Source organism: Novosphingobium percolationis, from assembly GCF_020179425.1.
Classification (GTDB): domain Bacteria; phylum Pseudomonadota; class Alphaproteobacteria; order Sphingomonadales; family Sphingomonadaceae; genus Novosphingobium; species Novosphingobium percolationis.
Genome location: NZ_JAILYM010000002.1, coordinates 317,870 through 334,495, shown reverse-complemented (window position 1 = coordinate 334,495; position 16,626 = coordinate 317,870). Strand labels below are relative to the sequence as shown.

The 16,626-nt window shown below is 67.0% G+C and carries 19 protein-coding genes; 10 read left to right on the top strand and 9 right to left on the bottom strand.

Annotated elements, in window-relative coordinates:
• Window positions 1–2 precede the first annotated feature (2 nt).
• The 4 genes from K3A84_RS06065 (at window position 3) to K3A84_RS06050 (ending at window position 4,330) form a co-directional block, all read left to right on the top strand.
• Complete coding sequence (locus K3A84_RS06065; protein WP_225008433.1) at window positions 3–1,655, top strand: nitrite/sulfite reductase; 1,653 nt, start codon at window positions 3–5, stop codon at window positions 1,653–1,655.
• Window positions 1,648–2,076: a DUF934 domain-containing protein gene (locus K3A84_RS06060; RefSeq protein WP_225008432.1), complete on the top strand. Its 429-nt coding sequence runs from the start codon at window positions 1,648–1,650 to the stop codon at window positions 2,074–2,076. Before K3A84_RS06065 ends, K3A84_RS06060 begins: the two co-directional genes overlap by 8 nt.
• Before the next feature lie 28 nt (window positions 2,077–2,104).
• The gene (locus K3A84_RS06055) at window positions 2,105–2,926 is read left to right on the top strand and encodes a phosphoadenylyl-sulfate reductase (RefSeq protein ID WP_225008431.1); all 822 of its coding nucleotides are present in this window, start codon (window positions 2,105–2,107) and stop codon (window positions 2,924–2,926) included.
• An 84-nt stretch (window positions 2,927–3,010) separates the two neighbouring features.
• On the top strand, window positions 3,011–4,330 hold the full coding sequence (locus tag K3A84_RS06050; protein ID WP_225008430.1) for an ABC1 kinase family protein: 1,320 nt from the start codon (window positions 3,011–3,013) through the stop codon (window positions 4,328–4,330).
• Between the two features lie 19 nt (window positions 4,331–4,349).
• Here K3A84_RS06050 and K3A84_RS06045 read toward each other — a convergent pair whose 3' ends face one another.
• The 7 genes from K3A84_RS06045 to K3A84_RS06015 form a co-directional block, all read right to left on the bottom strand.
• Window positions 4,350–5,153 carry a TrmH family RNA methyltransferase gene (locus K3A84_RS06045; RefSeq protein ID WP_225008429.1) on the bottom strand — a complete coding sequence of 268 codons (804 nt, stop codon included), beginning with the start codon at window positions 5,151–5,153 and terminating at the stop codon, window positions 4,350–4,352.
• A gap of 40 nt (window positions 5,154–5,193) precedes the next feature.
• The gene (locus K3A84_RS06040) at window positions 5,194–5,490 is read right to left on the bottom strand and encodes an HPr family phosphocarrier protein (protein ID WP_225008428.1); all 297 of its coding nucleotides are present in this window, start codon (window positions 5,488–5,490) and stop codon (window positions 5,194–5,196) included.
• A 3-nt stretch (window positions 5,491–5,493) separates the two neighbouring features.
• Window positions 5,494–5,898: a PTS sugar transporter subunit IIA gene (locus K3A84_RS06035; protein WP_225008427.1), complete on the bottom strand. Its 405-nt coding sequence runs from the start codon at window positions 5,896–5,898 to the stop codon at window positions 5,494–5,496.
• 160 nt (window positions 5,899–6,058) lie between these two features.
• On the bottom strand, window positions 6,059–6,982 hold the full coding sequence (rapZ, locus tag K3A84_RS06030; RefSeq protein ID WP_225008426.1) for an RNase adapter RapZ: 924 nt from the start codon (window positions 6,980–6,982) through the stop codon (window positions 6,059–6,061).
• Window positions 6,983–7,076: 94 nt separating this feature from the next.
• Window positions 7,077–7,517: an HPr kinase/phosphorylase gene (locus K3A84_RS06025; protein ID WP_225008425.1), complete on the bottom strand. Its 441-nt coding sequence runs from the start codon at window positions 7,515–7,517 to the stop codon at window positions 7,077–7,079.
• On the bottom strand, window positions 7,514–9,100 hold the full coding sequence (locus tag K3A84_RS06020) for a sensor histidine kinase (RefSeq protein WP_225008424.1): 1,587 nt from the start codon (window positions 9,098–9,100) through the stop codon (window positions 7,514–7,516). The genes K3A84_RS06025 and K3A84_RS06020 overlap by 4 nt, the downstream gene beginning before the upstream one ends.
• Window positions 9,087–9,878, bottom strand: coding sequence for a response regulator transcription factor (locus tag K3A84_RS06015; protein ID WP_225008423.1), 792 nt, complete (start codon window positions 9,876–9,878; stop codon window positions 9,087–9,089). The genes K3A84_RS06020 and K3A84_RS06015 overlap by 14 nt, the downstream gene beginning before the upstream one ends.
• A gap of 285 nt (window positions 9,879–10,163) precedes the next feature.
• Between K3A84_RS06015 and K3A84_RS06010 the strand changes: the two genes are divergently transcribed.
• Entirely contained in the window at window positions 10,164–11,768 is a 1,605-nt protein-coding gene (locus tag K3A84_RS06010; RefSeq protein WP_225008422.1) for a phosphoenolpyruvate carboxykinase, read from the top strand.
• 162 nt (window positions 11,769–11,930) lie between these two features.
• Window positions 11,931–12,782, top strand: a complete 852-nt coding sequence (locus K3A84_RS06005; RefSeq protein WP_225008421.1) for an SDR family NAD(P)-dependent oxidoreductase — start codon at window positions 11,931–11,933, stop codon at window positions 12,780–12,782.
• Between the two features lie 17 nt (window positions 12,783–12,799).
• On the opposite strand, the gene K3A84_RS06000 is transcribed toward K3A84_RS06005, so the two are convergent.
• Window positions 12,800–13,486 (bottom strand): nitroreductase, encoded by a 687-nt coding sequence (locus K3A84_RS06000; RefSeq protein ID WP_225008420.1) that lies wholly within the window; start codon window positions 13,484–13,486, stop codon window positions 12,800–12,802.
• A 57-nt stretch (window positions 13,487–13,543) separates the two neighbouring features.
• Complete coding sequence (locus K3A84_RS05995; RefSeq protein ID WP_225008419.1) at window positions 13,544–14,134, bottom strand: J domain-containing protein; 591 nt, start codon at window positions 14,132–14,134, stop codon at window positions 13,544–13,546.
• 39 nt (window positions 14,135–14,173) lie between these two features.
• On the opposite strand from K3A84_RS05995, the gene K3A84_RS05990 reads away from it, so the two are divergent.
• From K3A84_RS05990 to K3A84_RS05975, 4 genes are read left to right on the top strand one after another with little or no spacing between them, the layout of a single operon-like run.
• Entirely contained in the window at window positions 14,174–14,446 is a 273-nt protein-coding gene (locus K3A84_RS05990) for a BolA family protein (protein WP_225008418.1), read from the top strand.
• The gene (locus tag K3A84_RS05985; RefSeq protein ID WP_225008417.1) at window positions 14,439–14,882 is read left to right on the top strand and encodes an NUDIX hydrolase; all 444 of its coding nucleotides are present in this window, start codon (window positions 14,439–14,441) and stop codon (window positions 14,880–14,882) included. Before K3A84_RS05990 ends, K3A84_RS05985 begins: the two co-directional genes overlap by 8 nt.
• Window positions 14,879–15,769 (top strand): pirin family protein, encoded by an 891-nt coding sequence (locus tag K3A84_RS05980; protein ID WP_225008416.1) that lies wholly within the window; start codon window positions 14,879–14,881, stop codon window positions 15,767–15,769. Before K3A84_RS05985 ends, K3A84_RS05980 begins: the two co-directional genes overlap by 4 nt.
• Window positions 15,770–15,796: 27 nt before the next feature.
• Window positions 15,797–16,624 carry an SDR family NAD(P)-dependent oxidoreductase gene (locus K3A84_RS05975; RefSeq protein ID WP_225008415.1) on the top strand — a complete coding sequence of 276 codons (828 nt, stop codon included), beginning with the start codon at window positions 15,797–15,799 and terminating at the stop codon, window positions 16,622–16,624.
• The last annotated feature ends 2 nt before the right edge of the window (window positions 16,625–16,626 follow it).

Sequence of the window (16,626 nt, the reverse complement as noted above, 5' to 3'; positions counted from 1 at the left end):
CCATGTATCAGTACGACAGCTACGACCAGAAAATGGTCGACGCCCGCGTCGCGGAGTTCCGCGACCAGGTGAACCGCCGCCTTGCCGGTGAAATCGCCGAGGACCAGTTCAAGCCGCTGCGCCTGAAGAACGGCCTCTACCTCCAGCTTCACGCCTACATGCTGCGCGTGGCCATTCCCTATGGCACGCTGAACGGCGCGCAGATGCGGATGCTGGGCGATATCGCGGACAAGTACGACCGCGGCTACGGCCACTTCACCACGCGCCAGAACATCCAGTACAACTGGATCAAGCTGGAACAGGCGCCCGATCTGCTGGCTGACCTCGCCTCGGTCGAGATGCACGCCATCCAGACCAGCGGCAACTGCATCCGCAACACCACGGCCGACCACTTCGCCGGCGCTGCTGCCGACGAACTCGTCGATCCGCGCCCCTATGCCGAGTTGCTGCGCCAGTGGTCGACGTTCCACCCGGAATTCGATTACCTGCCGCGCAAGTTCAAGATCGCCATCATCGGCAGCGAGACCGACCGCGCGGCGATGAAGCTGCACGACATCGGCATCCAGCTCGTGACCAACGACGCGGGTGAAGTCGGCTGCAAGTTCTACGTCGGTGGCGGCATGGGCCGCACCCCGATGATCGCGCCTGTGATCGGCGATTTCGTGCCGCCGCTCCAGATGATCTCGTATCTGGAAGCGTGCCTTCGCGTCTACAACCGCTATGGCCGCCGCGACAACAAGTACAAGGCGCGCATCAAGATCCTCGTCCACGAGATCGGTGCCGACGAATATCGTCGCCAGGTGGAAGAAGAGTTCGCGCATATCCTCACGCTCGGCCTCGAACCGCCGCCGGCCGAACTGGAGCGCATCAAGGGCTTCTTCGAACAGCCTGGCTTCGACGCTGCCGCCTCGGACGATCTGGACCTGTCCGATCCCGACTTCGCCGTCTGGGTGAAGCAGAACGTCCATGCGCACAAGCAGACGGGCTATGCCATCGCCACCATCGCGCTGAAGCCGGTGGGCGGCATTCCGGGCGACGCCACGGCCGATCAGATCCGCCTGATGGCTGACCTTGCCCGCGACTACAGCTTCGACGAACTGCGCGTGACCCATGCGCAGAACATCGTGCTGCCGCACGTCAAGAAGGCCGATCTCTACACGGTTTGGCAGAAGCTGGATGAGGCAGGGCTGGCCAACGCGAACCTCGACCTGATCAGCGACATCATCGCCTGCCCCGGCCTCGATTACTGCAGCCTCGCCAACGCGCGCTCGATCCCGGTCGCGCAGAAGATCAGCGAACGCTTCGCCGATCTCGGTCGCCAGCAGGAACTGGGCGAGCTGAAGCTGAAGATCTCGGGCTGCATCAACGCCTGTGGTCACCACCACGCGGGCCACATCGGCATCCTGGGTGTCGATCGCAAGGGCGTCGAGAACTACCAGCTGCTGTTCGGCGGCTCGGAAGGAGCGGATACTTCGCTCGGCACGATCACCGGCCCCGGCTTCAGCGAAGACGGCATCGTCGATGCGATCGAGAAGGCGACGAACGTCTACCTCGACCAGCGCGCCGACGGAGAACGCTTCCTCGACACCTACCGCCGTATCGGCATGGCCCCGTTCAAGGAGGCGATCTATGCCAAGGAGCCTGCCAATGGTTGAACAGAACCTGCGCTACCGCTCTGACGAGCCGGTAGCCGACCCCGCCGTCACCGTCGATGCCTTCGCGGATCAGTCGAACGCCACCGCCGTCCGCATTGAGCCGGGCGACGATGCGCGCGATCTGCTGCCGCACCTCGACCGGCTGGCGCTCGTGGAAGTAAACTTCCCCGCCTACACCGATGGCCGCGGCTATTCGGCGGCGCGGATCTTGCGCGAACACGGCTATCAGGGCGAATTGCGCGCCGTGGGCGACGTACTGCTCGACCAGCTCAGCCACATGCGCCGTTGCGGGTTCGACAGCTTCGCGCCGAACCACGACATCGACCGCGCCGCCGCCGACAAGGCCTTCGCGACCTGGCCGGAGGTCTACCAGAAGACGGTCGATGGCCGTCCCGCCATATGGGCCAAGCGTCACGGGTAACCGTGACCTGAACGGAACCTAACCGCACATGAGCAGCACCACGCGCAATTCGGCCGACCGCAAGATCGACCTGATCGACACCAATCCGCGCTTTACCGAAAGCGAGGCGATCCGGCTCAACAATCTGTTCCGTGGCACCGACACGCAGGACATGTTGCGCTCGGTGATCCGCGACGGGCTGGCGGGCGACCTTGCCGTCGTCTCCAGCTTCGGCGCGGAAAGCGCGGTGCTGCTCCACCTGGTCGCCAGCATCGATCCGTCGGTGCCGGTGCTGTTCCTCGAAACGGGCAAGCACTTTCCCGAAACCGTCGCCTACCGCGACGAGCTGATCGCCCACCTTGGCATGACCGCGCTGCAGATCGTCGAGCCCGATCCCGAAGTGCTGGCCAAGAAGGACGAAAATGGCCTGCGCTGGTCGTGGGATCCCGATGGCTGCTGCGAGATCCGCAAGGTGGAGCCGCTGGCCAAGGCGCTGCTGCACTACGATGCCTCGCTGACCGGCCGCAAGGGCTTCCAGTCGAGCACGCGCGCGGGGCTGCCGCGCTTCGAGATCGACAAGTCCGATGCGCAGGGGCGGCTCAAGATCAACCCGCTCGCCTCGTGGAACAAGGAACAGCTCGACAGCTACTTCGCCGCGCACGGGCTTCCGCGCCATCCGCTCGAAGCGCAGGGCTACCCCTCGATCGGCTGCGCGCCGTGCACCACCAAGGTCGCGCCGGGCGAGGATCCGCGCTCGGGCCGCTGGAAGGGCTGGGACAAGACCGAGTGCGGCATTCACGTGCCCGGCAGCGGCGACGTTGCGACCGGCCCGGCCAGCGAACTGCCTCCGGGGTACGACCCGGCGTTCTGAGCGGCGTGGATTCCGCCCCAAGGCGCACCTTGCGCCGCGATTGAACCGGGCCGACAGGAGCGGCTTGGTAATCGAAGGCGTCCCATGTCCGACCGATATCGCAAGGTTCCCTCTGCGCGCCTTTCGCGCCTTTCCGCCTTTGGCCGTCTGGCGGGCGGCGTTGCGGGCGGCGTCTTGGCCGAAGGGGCGCGGCGGCTGACGAAGGGCGAAAGGCCGCAGCTTTCCGACCTGTTGCTGACCCCCGGCAATGCCGTGCGCGTAACCGAGCAGCTTTCCCGCCTGCGCGGCGCGGCGATGAAGCTGGGCCAGATGATCTCGCTCGATGCGGGCGACCTGCTGCCGCCGGAACTGACCGAAGTGCTGTCGCGCCTGCGCGATGCCGCGCATTTCATGCCGCCGGCGCAGCTCAACAAGGTGCTGACAGCGCACTGGGGCCCGGACTGGCGCCGCCGCTTTTCCCGCTTCGACCCGATTCCGGTCGCGGCGGCCTCGATCGGCCAGGTTCACCGCGCCCGGCTGCTCGATGGCCGCGAGGTGGCGGTGAAGGTGCAGTATCCGGGCGTTGCCGCCAGCATCGGCGCCGATGTGGACAACGTGGCCACGCTGCTGCGCATGTCGGGACTGCTGCCGGGCGATCTCGACATCGCGCCGCTGCTGGCCGAAGCGAAGGCGCAACTGACCGAAGAGACCGACTACTTGCGCGAGGCCGCGCAGATGCGGCGCTATGCCGGGCTTCTGGCTGACGATGCGCGGTTCGTGGTACCCGCGCCGGTGGACGAGCTGACCGGGCGGCACGTGCTGGTGATGGACTTCATCGTGGCGCGCCCGATCGAGGAACTGGCATCGGAGCCGCAGGACCGGCGCGACGACGCCATGGCCGCCTTGCTCGATCTGGTGCTGGGCGAACTGTTCCGGTTCGGCTTCATGCAGACCGACCCCAACTTCGCCAACTATCGCTGGCAGCCGGACACGGGCCGGATCGTGCTGCTGGACTTCGGCGCGGCAAGGTCGGTCCTGCCGGAAACCACGGCCGCCTACCGCCGACTGATGCTGGCAGGCCTTGCCGAAGACGATCAGGCACTGCGCCTGGCGCTGCTGGAGGTGGGCTTCGTGTCCCCGCGCCAGATGGAACGCCATGGTGACCGGCTGGACGCGATGATCGCCGTGATCCTGTCGCAGGTGGGGCGCCCCGGCCTGTTCGACTTTGCGGAGCGAAGCTTTGTCGAACAGATCCGTGAACAGGCGATGCCCATGGCCGAGGACCGCGCGAGCTGGCACGTCCCGCCCGCCGCCACGCTGTTCGTGCAGCGCAAGGTCAGCGGTACGGCCCTGTTGGCCGTGCGCATGAAGGCCCGCTTGCCCTTGCGCGACATGGTGACCGCAGCGGTCGCCGCACCCGATTGAGCCTGCCCTTGCCGCGCGATCAGGCGTCCACCGCGGCCAGCACCTCGTAAGCAAGGACGGCAGCAGCGACTGCGGCGTTCAGGCTGTCGGCCCGGCCCTTCATCGGCATCGTCACGCGCAAGTCGCAGGCCATTTCGTAAGGCTCGGGCAGACCTTGCGATTCGTTGCCGACCATGACGAAGCAGGGTGCGGCATAAGGCGCGCCGCGATAGGGCTGCGCATCGCGCAAGGACGCCGCGACAAGCTGGCCTTCACCCTGCCGCAACCAGCCGAGGAACTCGTCCCAGCGCGCCTGCGCCAGCGCGACGGTGAAGATCCCGCCCATGCTGGCGCGCACCGCTTCGACCGAGAAGGGATCGACGCAATCGTCGAGCAGGATCAGGCCCCCTGCCCCCACAGCATCGGCGGTACGCAACATGGTGCCAAGGTTGCCCGGATCGCGCATGGCCTGCGCCACCAGCCAGATCGGGGCGGCGTTGCGGTCGATGCGCGAGAGCGCGGTATCCCATTCGGCGAAGACCCCGGCCACCGCCTGCGGATTGTCCTTGCCCGTCACCTTGGACAGGATGTCGAGCGGCAGTTCGATGACCTCGCCGCCCGCCGCATCCACCGCCGCTTCAAGGTCCGCCAGCAGCGGATGATCGTCGCGCCCCTGCGCCATCAGCAGCAGTTCGGGCAGCCGCCCACTTTCGCGCGCGTCGGTCAGCAGGCGCAGCCCTTCGACGAGGAAGCGCCCCTCGCGCCGACGATGCTTCTTGTCGCGCAGGGACCGCACGGCCTTGACCGTGGGGTTGGAAAAGCCGGTGATGATCTTGCGAGGCATGGGGCTGCCTTGCGTCAGTGCCGCCGCCGAAGCAAGCGGGTCAATCTTCGCCGAAGCCGTCCTTGACCAGCCCGGCCAGCTTCATCAGCACCGCGTCGGCATCGCCTTCGGCGCCGCTGACAGTGATGTCGATGCTGTCGCCCTTGGCCGCGCCCAGCATCATCAGGCCGAGGATAGAGGCGCCGTTGGCGTCGGTGCCGTCCTTGGCGACGGTCACGTCGAAGCCTTCGGGCAGCTTGGCGACGGCGTTGACGAACTTCGCGCTGGCGCGGGCGTGCAGGCCGCGCTGGTTCACGATCGTCACCGTCTCACGGGCGGCGTAAGCAGATTCCCCCATCGATCACGCATCCTGTCCGAGAAATTCGGAAGCGATCGTTATGTAATTCCGCCCCGCATCGCGCGCAGCGGCCGTCGCTTCCTTGACGCCCATGCAGGTCCGCGCCTTGGCGAGCCGGATCAGCATGGGAAGATTGATGCCCGCGATCACTTCCACCTTGCCCGCCTGCATCAGCGAGATCGCGAGGTTGGACGGGGTGCCGCCGAACAGGTCTGTCAGGATGATCACGCCAGACCCTGAATCGACGCGGCGAATCGCGTCGGCGATTTCCCTGCGGCGCTTTTCCATGTCGTCGTTCGGCCCGATGCAGACCCCGACGACATCGGACTGACGACCAACCACGTGCTCCATCGCATGGATGAATTCATCGGCGAGAGCGCCGTGGGTGACGAGAATGAGACCGATCATGAACTGGAATGGCTCCGAAGTGCGACCTTGCAACCTGCTCCTGCCTGTCTGAACGCAGGCTTGGCGAAGTCAGCGGGCACGCTTGAACACTGGCAATCCGCTTGCATGTCTTCCAGAGCCGCTCCCCTCCCGAAGCGTAATGCGATTGCGCCCTTGTCCGTCACACTTGCGGCCTTTCGACAAGATCGGCCGTGCGTGACGCCAGGTTGCGATGCAACAATGTGGGAGAAAATCCCGCCTCGCGCAAGGCGGAAGCGATGCATTCGGCCATGTAGACCGAGCGGTGTTTCCCGCCGGTGCAGCCGAAGGCCACGTGGACATAGGCCTTGCCTTGCGCCTCGAACCGCGGAAGCAGCAGCAGCAGCAGATCGCGAATCCGCGCAAAGGCTTCGTCGAAGGCCGGGTCTTCGCGAATATAGTCGCCGACCGGCGCATCCTTGCCCGTCATCGGGCGCAGGTCGTCCACCCAGTGCGGATTGGCAAGAAAGCGCATGTCGAACACAAGATCGGCGAGCGGCGGCGTCCCGCGCGAAAAGCCGAAGCTGGAGATCGTCAGCGTCGAGCGGCCCGGCGCTTCCGAACCGAACTGCGCCCGGATCGCGTGTTGCAGGTCGTTGGAGGTGAAATCGGTGGTGGACAGCACCACGTCGGCCCAGCGACGCAGCGGATCGAGCAGTTCGCGCTCGGCGGCGATGCCTGCGGTCGCGGGCTTGTCCGCGCTCATCGGATGGCGGCGGCGGGTCTCGTTGAAGCGGCGTTCCAGTTCGGCCCCGCCGCAATCGAGGAACAGCGTGCTGATCGAAAGATCCGGGCGGTCCGCCAGCGCATCGACGCGCTCGATGATCTTCATCGGGTCGAAACCGCGCGTGCGCGTGTCGAAGCCGATGGCGAGCGGCGCGCCCGCCTCCAGCCGCGCCGAACCGGGCTCGGTTTCCAGCAGGCGGTCGAGCAGGCGGATGGGGAAATTGTCGATCGCTTCCCAGCCCATGTCCTCGAAAGTGCGCAAAGCGGTGGTCTTGCCCGCGCCCAGGACGCCGGTGACCAGCAGGATGCGCTGCGGAGATTGATCCGATTCGAGAGCCATGGCGACCGTTTGCGCCCTTGCAGCCGTCAAGGGAAGTCCGCTTGACGCAGGATGGCGCGGGTAACGATTTACAACAGTTCGGTCTTGAGGCCGCTCAGTCTTCGGGCAGGCCATATTGCCGCAGCGCCATTTCCGCGCGCAGCGCCAGCACCGGCGTATCGGGATAGAGCCGGATCTGCGGCAGCGGGCACCCGGCCCGCACCGCCGTCTCCGCGCCGGACACGAAGCGCGGGGCTTCGCGATCGAGCAGCAGCACCAGCGCAACCGGGGCGGCCACGACCGAGGGCATCTCGACGATGCCCAGATTGCGCACTTCCAGCTTGCCCGCGATGTTGGGATGCGGACTCGCCAGGAGCCGCGCGCCCTCCGCGTCGAGCAGCACACCGTCATCGCCGACCAGGACCGCCCCGCGATCGATCAGCGCGAGCGCGAGGCTCGACTTGCCCGCGCCCGATGGCCCTTCGATCAGCACCGCACGTTTGCCGATCATCACGCAACTGGCCTGATGCGGCGTTCCACCAAGGCCCAGCGTCATTCTTCCTCCTCGCCGACGAGCGGCAGTTCGAGCACGAGGCACGCGCCCGGCGCGCCATCGGCGCGATCGGCGATGGTCAGCGTGCCATCGTGCGCTTCGGCGATGGTTCGCGCGATGGCGAGGCCAAGGCCGCTGTGCGCGCCGAAGGCTTCATCGTCCGGGCGCACCGAGTGGAAGCGTTCGAACACCTTGTCACGTTCGGCCACGGGCACGCCGGGCCCGTGGTCGGACACGGTCAGCCGCACGCGCGCGCCATCGGCGGTCACGTCCACCTCGACCGCAGCGCCGGGTGGCGAGAACGAGGCGGCATTGTCGAGCAGGTTGTCGAGCACGCGTTCGAGCCGCAGCGCATCGCCGTGGACGATCGCCATGATCGTGTCGCTGTGGAAACGGATCGGGCAATCGCCGCGCTGGTCGGGCCTCTGATCGAACCGGGCACCGCGCGCGGCGACGACTTGCGCGGCAAGCTCGGCCAGGTCGAGTTCGACGAACGTGGCGCGCGACAGTTCGGCATCGATGCGGCTGGCGTCGGCAATCTCGGTGATCAGGCGGTCGATGCGCTGCACGTCATGGGCCGCAATGGCCGCAAGCTGACCGCGCAGGTCGGGATCCTCGACCTTGCCCATCGATTCGAGCGCGCTCGACAGCGAGGCAAGCGGGTTCTTCAGTTCGTGCGCGACATCGGCGGCGAAGCTTTCCACCGCGTCGATCTTCTGACGCAGCGCGTTGGTCATGTCGGAAATGGCGCGGGCGAGCAGGCCGATCTCGTCCCCCCGGTCGGGCAGGCGCGGCACCACCACCTCGCGCTCGCGCCCCAGCCGCACCCGCACCGCTGCGCGCACCAGTTGCCGCAGCGGCTGGACGATGGTGCGCGCCAGGAACAGCGAAAGCTGGATCGAGGCGAGCAGCGCGAGGCCAATGATGATCACCAGCGTCTGGCGCGCGTCGCGCACGGCCTGCGTGATGTCGAGCGCGTTGCGCATCGCCAGCAGCGTTTCGCCATGGTCACCCACCGGCGTCGCGGCGGTGATGACGGGGGTACGATCGGGGGCGTAGCGCAAGTAGACTTCGGTACGGTGCGCATCGCGCGCGCGGGCGATCTCCGGCCAGTTGGCAGCACCGGGCTGCGGCGGCTCGCGATAACGCTCGATCTGCGGCGCGCCGACCACGAAATCGACGCCCCGATCCAGCCCGCGCGCGGCCTTCTGGTACCACGGCTCGCTGGCGGGATCGACGAAGGCGAACGAGGGCGGGCCAAGGCGGAAGCTGTCGTCGAGCAGGCGCCCCTTCGCATCGTAGTAGGTCAGGCGCAGCATCTGTTCGGCGCCGATCCGCGCCAGCAGGTCCTTGCGCCGGGCAGGCCCTGCGCCTTCCAGCGCATCGGCGGCGATCTCGGCTTCGGCGCGGGCGAGCTTGAAGCGTTCGGACAGCAACTGCTTTCGGTAGCTGTCGAGGTAGAAGAAGCTACCCGCGAGCAAAGCCAGCGCAATCACGTTGACCGCCAGGATGCGCGTGGTGAGCGAAACCCCGCGCGTGCGCAGCAGACGCAGGCGCGCGCCGGGCGAACGCTCAGGCTTCGGCAAAGCTGTACCCTGCGCCGTAGAGCGTCTCGATCGCGGAGAACCGCGGATCGACGGCGCGGAACTTGCGCCGCAGCCGCTTGATGTGGCTATCGATGGTACGATCGTCGACGAAGACGTCGTCGTGATAGGCTGCGTCCATCAGCTGGTTGCGCGTCTTGACCACGCCGGGGCGCACCGCCAGCGCTTCCAAGATCAAGAACTCGGTGACGGTCAGCGACACCGGCTCACCCTTCCAGGCGACGACATGGCGCGCCGGGTCCATCGTCAGGCTGCCGCGCCGGATCGGATCGGGCAACGGGGCGCTGTCGTCCTCGGCTCCTTCAACCGGCGTCGCCCGCACGATGTCGCTGCGCCGCAGAATGGCGCGGATGCGCGCGATCAGCAGGCGCTGGCTGAACGGCTTGGCGATATAGTCGTCCGCGCCCATCGACAGGCCCAGCGCCTCGTCCGCCTCGTCGTCCTTGCTGGTCAGGAAGATCAGCGGCAGCGCGCTTTTCTCGCGCAGCCGGCTGAGCAGTTCGAGCCCGTCCATGCGCGGCATCTTGATGTCGCAGACGACAAGGTCGGGCGGATTGTCGAGCAGCGCCTTCAACGCGCCCGCACCATCGTTGTAGACGCGCGTGGCAAAGCCTTCGGTCTGCAGTGCGATCGACAGCGTGGTCAGGATGTTGCGGTCGTCATCGACCAGCGCGACCACGCGCGGCTGCGCTGGCGCGGCGGCCTCCGCAAGGCCGGGTTCGGCGCGCGCATCCAGGCGGGCGGAGGGGCTGTCGGCCATGCTTCGTCTCGATACCGGGCTGGATGCGGGGCGGCGAGAACTATCGCCTGTATCGCGCGCTGGCAATCCGTCGGGGCAAGTCATGCCGGGGTAACGCGGCGGCAGTTGAATTCCATGCAACGGTCCGCGTGAAAAATTGTGTTGCCGCACGCCATTTGACGCAGCATGGGCCAGCCACTATGCGCGGTGGAAATCACTGTGCATTCGTATTTACAGATTCTGCGTGACGCACGCGGCAGGAACCCCGTCCTGCTGCGGCATGACACGCCCAACGGGAGGCTCGAAGTGTCCGATACCAGCCTGAACGTCTCGCTCTCGCAACAGGGTTATCCTGAGCCGGCGCAGCTTTTTGCCAATCTCGGCACCGGCCCGCTGGTGGAACATGCCATCCGCAACGGCGAAGGCCTGCTGGCCAAGGACGGTCCGCTGGTCGTCGAAACCGGCAAGCACACCGGCCGCAGCGCGAAGGACAAGTTCATCGTCCGCGATGCCGAGACCGAGAACACCGTATGGTGGGGCAAGACCAACGTCGCCATGACGCCGGACCACTTCGCCAACCTCAAGGCCGACTTCATCGCCGCGCTGGGTGACAAGGACAAGCTCTACGTCGCCGACCTGTTCGGCGGCAGCCAGCCCGAACACCGCGTCAACGTGCGCGTGATCAACGAGTTCGCCTGGCACAACCTGTTCATCCGCACGCTGCTGGTCCGCCCGAGCGCCGAAGAACAGGCCGCGTTCGTGCCCGAATACACCATCATCGACCTGCCCAGCTTCCGCGCCGACCCTGCGCGCCACGGCTGCCGCAGCGAGACCGTGGTCGCGGTCAACTTCACCGAGAAGCTGATCCTGATCGGCGGCACCGCCTATGCCGGCGAAATGAAGAAGTCGGTGTTCGGCATCCTCAACTACCTGCTGCCGGTGAAGGGCGTCATGCCCATGCACTGCTCGGCCAACATCGGCCCCAACGGCGATACCGCCGTGTTCTTCGGCCTTTCGGGCACCGGCAAGACCACGCTGTCCGCCGATGCCAGCCGCACGCTGATCGGCGATGACGAGCATGGCTGGTCGGATACCGCCGTGTTCAACTTCGAAGGCGGCTGCTACGCCAAGATGATCCGCCTGTCGGCCGAAGCCGAGCCGGAAATCTTCGCCACCACCAAGCGCTTCGGCACCGTGCTCGAAAACGTGGTGATCGATCCCGTCACGCGCGAGATCGACCTCGACGACAACAGCCTCGCCGAAAACAGCCGCGGTTCGTACCCGATCGACTTCATTCCGAACTGCTCGGAAAAGAACCTCGGGCCGGTGCCGCAGAACATCATCTTCCTGACCGCGGACGCCTATGGCGTGCTGCCGCCGATCGCGCGGCTGACCCCGGAACAGGCGATGTACCACTTCCTGTCGGGCTACACCGCGCGCGTCGCGGGCACCGAAATCGGCGTGACCGAGCCGGAAGCCACCTTCTCGACCTGCTTCGGCGCGCCGTTCATGCCGCGCCACCCGTCGATCTACGGCAACCTGCTGAAGGAGCGCATCAACAAGGGCGGCGTGAAGTGCTGGCTGGTCAACACCGGCTGGTCGGGCGGCAAGGCCACCATGGAAGGCATCAAGCGCATGCCGATCAAGGCGACCCGCGCGCTGCTCAACGCCGCGCTGGACGGCAGCCTCAACAACGCCACGTTCCGTGAAGACCCCAACTTCGGCTTCGAGGTTCCCGTGGAAGTCGCCGGCGTCGAAACCCGCCTGCTCGATCCGCGCGGTGCCTGGGCCGATCCGGCCGAGTACGACAAGACCGCGCAGGACCTGGTCCGCAAGTTCATCGACAACTTCGAGCAGTTCGCCGAACACGTCGACGAATCGGTCCGCCAGGCCGCGCCGGTCGCCGCCTGATCACCGCGCTCCTGCGCAAGCGGGGGCGCTGGTCCGTCGGGAAATGAGAAAGGCCTCGCCATCATGGCGGGGCCTTTTCCATTGGCGGTCCTGCCCCGAGAGCGTTGCGCGGGAAGCGTCAGTGGCTATCCTCGCGCCGAACCGCGCAAGGATAGCCCCGCCATGACCGCCCCTTCTCCGCTTCCCGCCCCGCATCCCGCTATCGCCTCGGGCCGACTCGCAGTCGTGACCGGCGGCGGCGATGGCATCGGCTTTGCCGCCGCGCAGGCCTTGGCGCGCTTCGGGATGCAGCTTGCGGTCATCGACCACGCGCCCGAAGCCCTGCGCCGCGCCCACGATGTCTTCGGCGCGGAGGCGGTCCACGATGTCGACGTGGCCGACCGGGGCGCGATGAACGCGCTCGCCACAGACCTACTCGGGCGCCACGGCCCGGCAGGCGTGGTGATGAACAACGCCGCGATCGGCAGCGGCGGCGATGCGCTGTCGAACTTCGAGGCGTGGGACCACCTGCTCGGGGTCAACCTGATGGGCGTGGTCCACGGCGTGCAGGCGTTCGTGCCCGCGATGGCCGAAGGCGACCTGCCCGGCCTCGTCATCAACACCGGATCGAAGCAGGGCATCACCCAGCCGCCCGGCAACACCGCCTACAACGTATCGAAATCGGCAGTGAAGTCGCTCACCGAGGGCCTGGCGCATACCTTGCGCGAAAGGACCGGCGGGCGGGTTTCCGCGCATCTGCTGATTCCCGGCTTCACCTTCACCGGAATGATCCGCCGCCACATCGCCCAACAGCCCGCGAGCGCCTGGACGCCCGAACAGGTGGTGGAGACAATGCTCGACGGCGTAGGCCGTGGCGCCTTCTACCTGTGGTGCCTCGACAACGAGACCAGCTGGGAAACCGACCGCCGCCGCGTGTTGTGGAACGCACAGGACATCACCGAGGGCCGCCCCGCCCTGTCGCGCTGGCATCCCGACTGGAAGGACGCCTTCGCTGCGTGGATGGACGGGGCCTGAAACCTCGGCCAGATCGTTCAGTCAAAGCCGACGAAGCGCGTGGCTTCGGCCAGGCTCTTGCGGTTGGATACGACGCTGTTGGCGGGGAAGCTTTCGTCGGGCCAGCCCATCGCCACGCAGATCATGATGACCTGATCGTCGGGGATCCCGGCGTGTTCGCGCACCACGGGCGACTGCATGATGCCCTGGCTGTTGATCACGCAGCCAAGCCCCTTTGACCACGCGGCATTGACCAGCGCATTGGTGACGGCGCCACAATCGAACGGCGCGATGTCGCTGCCCTCCAGCACTTTGTCGAACGTCACCACCACCGAGACCGGCGCATCGAACTGGCGGAAGCCGCGCAGCACCCAGTCGAGTCGACCATCCTTGTCGTCCCGCGCAATGCCCATCACGCCGAACAGCTGCTTGGCGACGTCGATCTGCCGCTCGCGATGCTGCGGGCCGATGCCGCCGCCGATGCGAAACTCGCGGCTGTCGGGCACGCCTTCGAGATTGCGGCGGGTGTTGCCCTCGCGGATGCGGTCGAGCGGTTCGCCCGCGACCACGGTGAAGTTCCACGGCTGCGTGTTGTGCGAGGACGGCGCGCGAAAGGCCAGTTCCAGCACTTCCTCGATCAACGCGCGGGGCACCGGCTCGGGCTTGAACCCCCGGATGCTGCGCCGGCCCTTGATGACCTCGGCATAAGTCGCCTGTTCGTTCATCGCTGCTTTCTCCCTCTCGCCCTTCCTTAACCGATCAGTTAAACGGAGCAAGACGGTTCAGGCGAAGGCGGGGATGGAACGCAGGTGATTGTAGGCTTCGACCACTTCCTGCAACCGGGCCTCGTGGCTGCGGTCGCCGCCGTTGCGGTCGGGGTGGTAGCGGCGCACCAGTTCCGAATAGCGGCCGCGCAGGGCCTTGCGATCGGCATCGAAGCCAAGGCCCAGCACGTCGTAGGCCTTGCGTTCCTCCGGGCCGATCCCGCGCCGCGCGGCTTCCTGCCGGTGCATTGCGTCTTCGCGGCGGGCACGGGCGCGCTTCTGGATCGCGCCCAGCGGGTCCGCAAAGTCGTTCCAGCGCGGGGCTTGGTCGATTCCCGCATCGGGGCGGAAGGCGCGGGTGTGCGTCTCCCACCCGGCGATCGGCGATTGCGCGGCGAGGATCTCGTCGGCGCTCATGCCTGCGAAGAAATCGTAGCCTGCGTTGAACTGGCGCACGTGATCGAGGCAGAACCAGCGATAATCGCCCGGCCCGTCGAAGCCGGGCGCACGCACGCCGGGCGCGCGAAATTCGCCCGGCTCTTCGCAGCCCGGCGCGTTGCAGAGGCGTCCGGCATGGTGGACGCGGCCATGGAACTTGTCTTGCTTCACCCGATTGCACATGGTGCCTCTTCATCTGGAAGGGAAGCCATGACCGGACCGATCGCGCTTGAAATCGAACGAAAGCTGGAGGCCGCTTTCGCGCCAACGCGGCTTGCCGTGATCAACGACAGCGACCGTCACGCGGGCCATTCGGGGCACGACGGATCGGGCGAATCGCACTTCACCGTGGAGATCGAGAGCGCCGCGTTTGCAGGAATTTCGCGGCTCCAGCGCCAGCGCATGGTCAATGCCGCGCTGGGCGACCTGCCCGGCGGGCGGGTCCACGCCCTCGCCATCAAGGCGCGCGCGCCCGGTGAGTGAACGGCGCATCCGCCGCGCCGCGCGCATCCTGCTGAGCGATGCAGGCGAGCGCGTGCTGTTGTTCCGCTATGATCCGCCGGGCCGTCGCGCATTCTGGTGCGCGCCGGGCGGCGAATGCGACCCGCACGAGGACTTCCCCGCCGCCGCGCGCCGCGAACTGCTGGAGGAAACCGGGCTCGACATCGACTGCGGCGTGGCGTTCGCCGCGCGCGCCGACGATTTCGTGACGCTGGAGGGCGAGCCGGTGCGATCGGACGAACATTTCTTCCGCGTGCGCGTGGATGCCCACGATGTCGTCCACCATGCCCACACCGCGCTGGAAGTCGCCATGGGCATGACCCACCGCTGGTTCACGCGCGCGGAAATCGCCGCGTGGCACGAACCGATCTTTCCCGAAACGATCCTCGACCTTCTCGATTCCGAGGTGCCGGCATGAGCGACCTGCTGATCCAGACCATCCGCCCCGTCACGCACGACATCGGTGCCTTCGCGGTGCGTCGCGCCATCCCGACGCGCGAACGCACGATGGTCGGCCCCTTCATCTTCGTCGACCAGTTCGGCCCCGCGCTCCTGCCGCCGGGCGCGGCGATGGACGTGCGCCCGCATCCGCACATCAACCTCGCGACCGTCACATGGCTGTTCGAAGGCGCGATCGAGCACCGCGACAGCCTCGGCAGCCACGCGGTGATCCGGCCCGGACAGGTCAACCTGATGACCGCCGGACGCGGCATCGTCCATTCCGAGCGTAGCCCGCAGGCCGAGCGCCTTGCCGGGCAGACGCTCTACGGGATGCAGACCTGGCTCGCCCTGCCCGACGGGCGCGAGGAGATCGACCCCGCTTTCGAAGCCTACGCCGACCTGCCGCTGATCGAGGACGGCTGCGCGAGCGCGCGCGTGATCATGGGCACGCTGTGGGGCGCGACGGCCAAGACCACGCAATATGCCTCCACCATCTATGCCGAGATCCTGCTCGCCCCCGGTGGCGCGTTGCCGATCGAGGCCGAGGCGGACGAGCGCGCGGTGATGCTGGTAGGCGGCGAGGCCGAGATCGAAGGCGAGCCGCTGGAACTCTACGCGCTGACCGTGCTGGCACCGGGCAAGGCGATGAAGCTCGCATCCGCCAGCGGCGGGCGCGTGATGCTGCTGGGGGGCGAGGCGTTCACCACGCCGCGCCATGTATGGTGGAACTTCGTCAGTTCCAGCCGCGAGCGGATCAATCAGGCCAAGCAGGACTGGGAACAGGGCCGGTTCCCGACCGTGCCGGGAGACAGCGAGGAGTTCATCCCCCTGCCCCGCATCGCCACCACGGTCAGCTATCCATAACGACACGACAGAACAGGGAGAGACAACATGGCATTTCAGGGCGAAGTCGCCTGGGTAACAGGCGCGTCCTCGGGCCTTGGCGCGGCAATGGCGCGCGAACTTGCCAAGGACGGGGCGAAGCTGATCCTCTCGGGCCGCAACCGCGATGCGCTGGACGAAGTGGCGCAGGACTGCGGCGATGACGTGCTGGTGCTGCCGTTCGAAGCGGCGGACTATGCCGCCGCCGAAGCAGCTGCCGCCACCGCTTGGGACTGGGCGGCGGCGCGCTCGGGCGGGATCGACCTGCTGATCAACAACGCCGGGATCTCGCAACGCTCGGTGGCGCTGGAGACCGCCTTCCCGGTCTATGAACGCATTGTCGCGGTCGACCTGCTCGCGCCCATCGCGCTGACACAAGCGGTGCTGCCGCACATGGCCGCGCGCGGGAAAGGGCGGCTGGGCTTCGTTTCCAGCATCGCGGGCAAGGTCGGCTCGCCCATGCGCACGGCCTACAGCGCGGCCAAGTTCGGGCTGATCGGCTATGCCGACGCGCTGCGCGTGGAAGTGACGGGCCTCGGCCTCTCGGTCCACACCATCTCCCCCGGCTCGGTGCGCACCAACGTTTCGCGCAACGCGCTGACCGCCGATGGATCGGTGCGCGGCATCAGCGACAAGGCCATCGACAACGGGCTGGAGCCGCAGGCCATCGCGCGCGAGATCATCGACGCCATCGCCTCCGGACAGCGCGACATCATCGCCGCCGTCGGCTTCGAAAAGGAAATCGGTGAACTGCGCCGCACCCCCGAAGCGCTGATGGATCGCATGGCAGACCTGTTTCAGGCGGGCTACGCCGCGAAGATGAAGGAAGGCGCGTGACC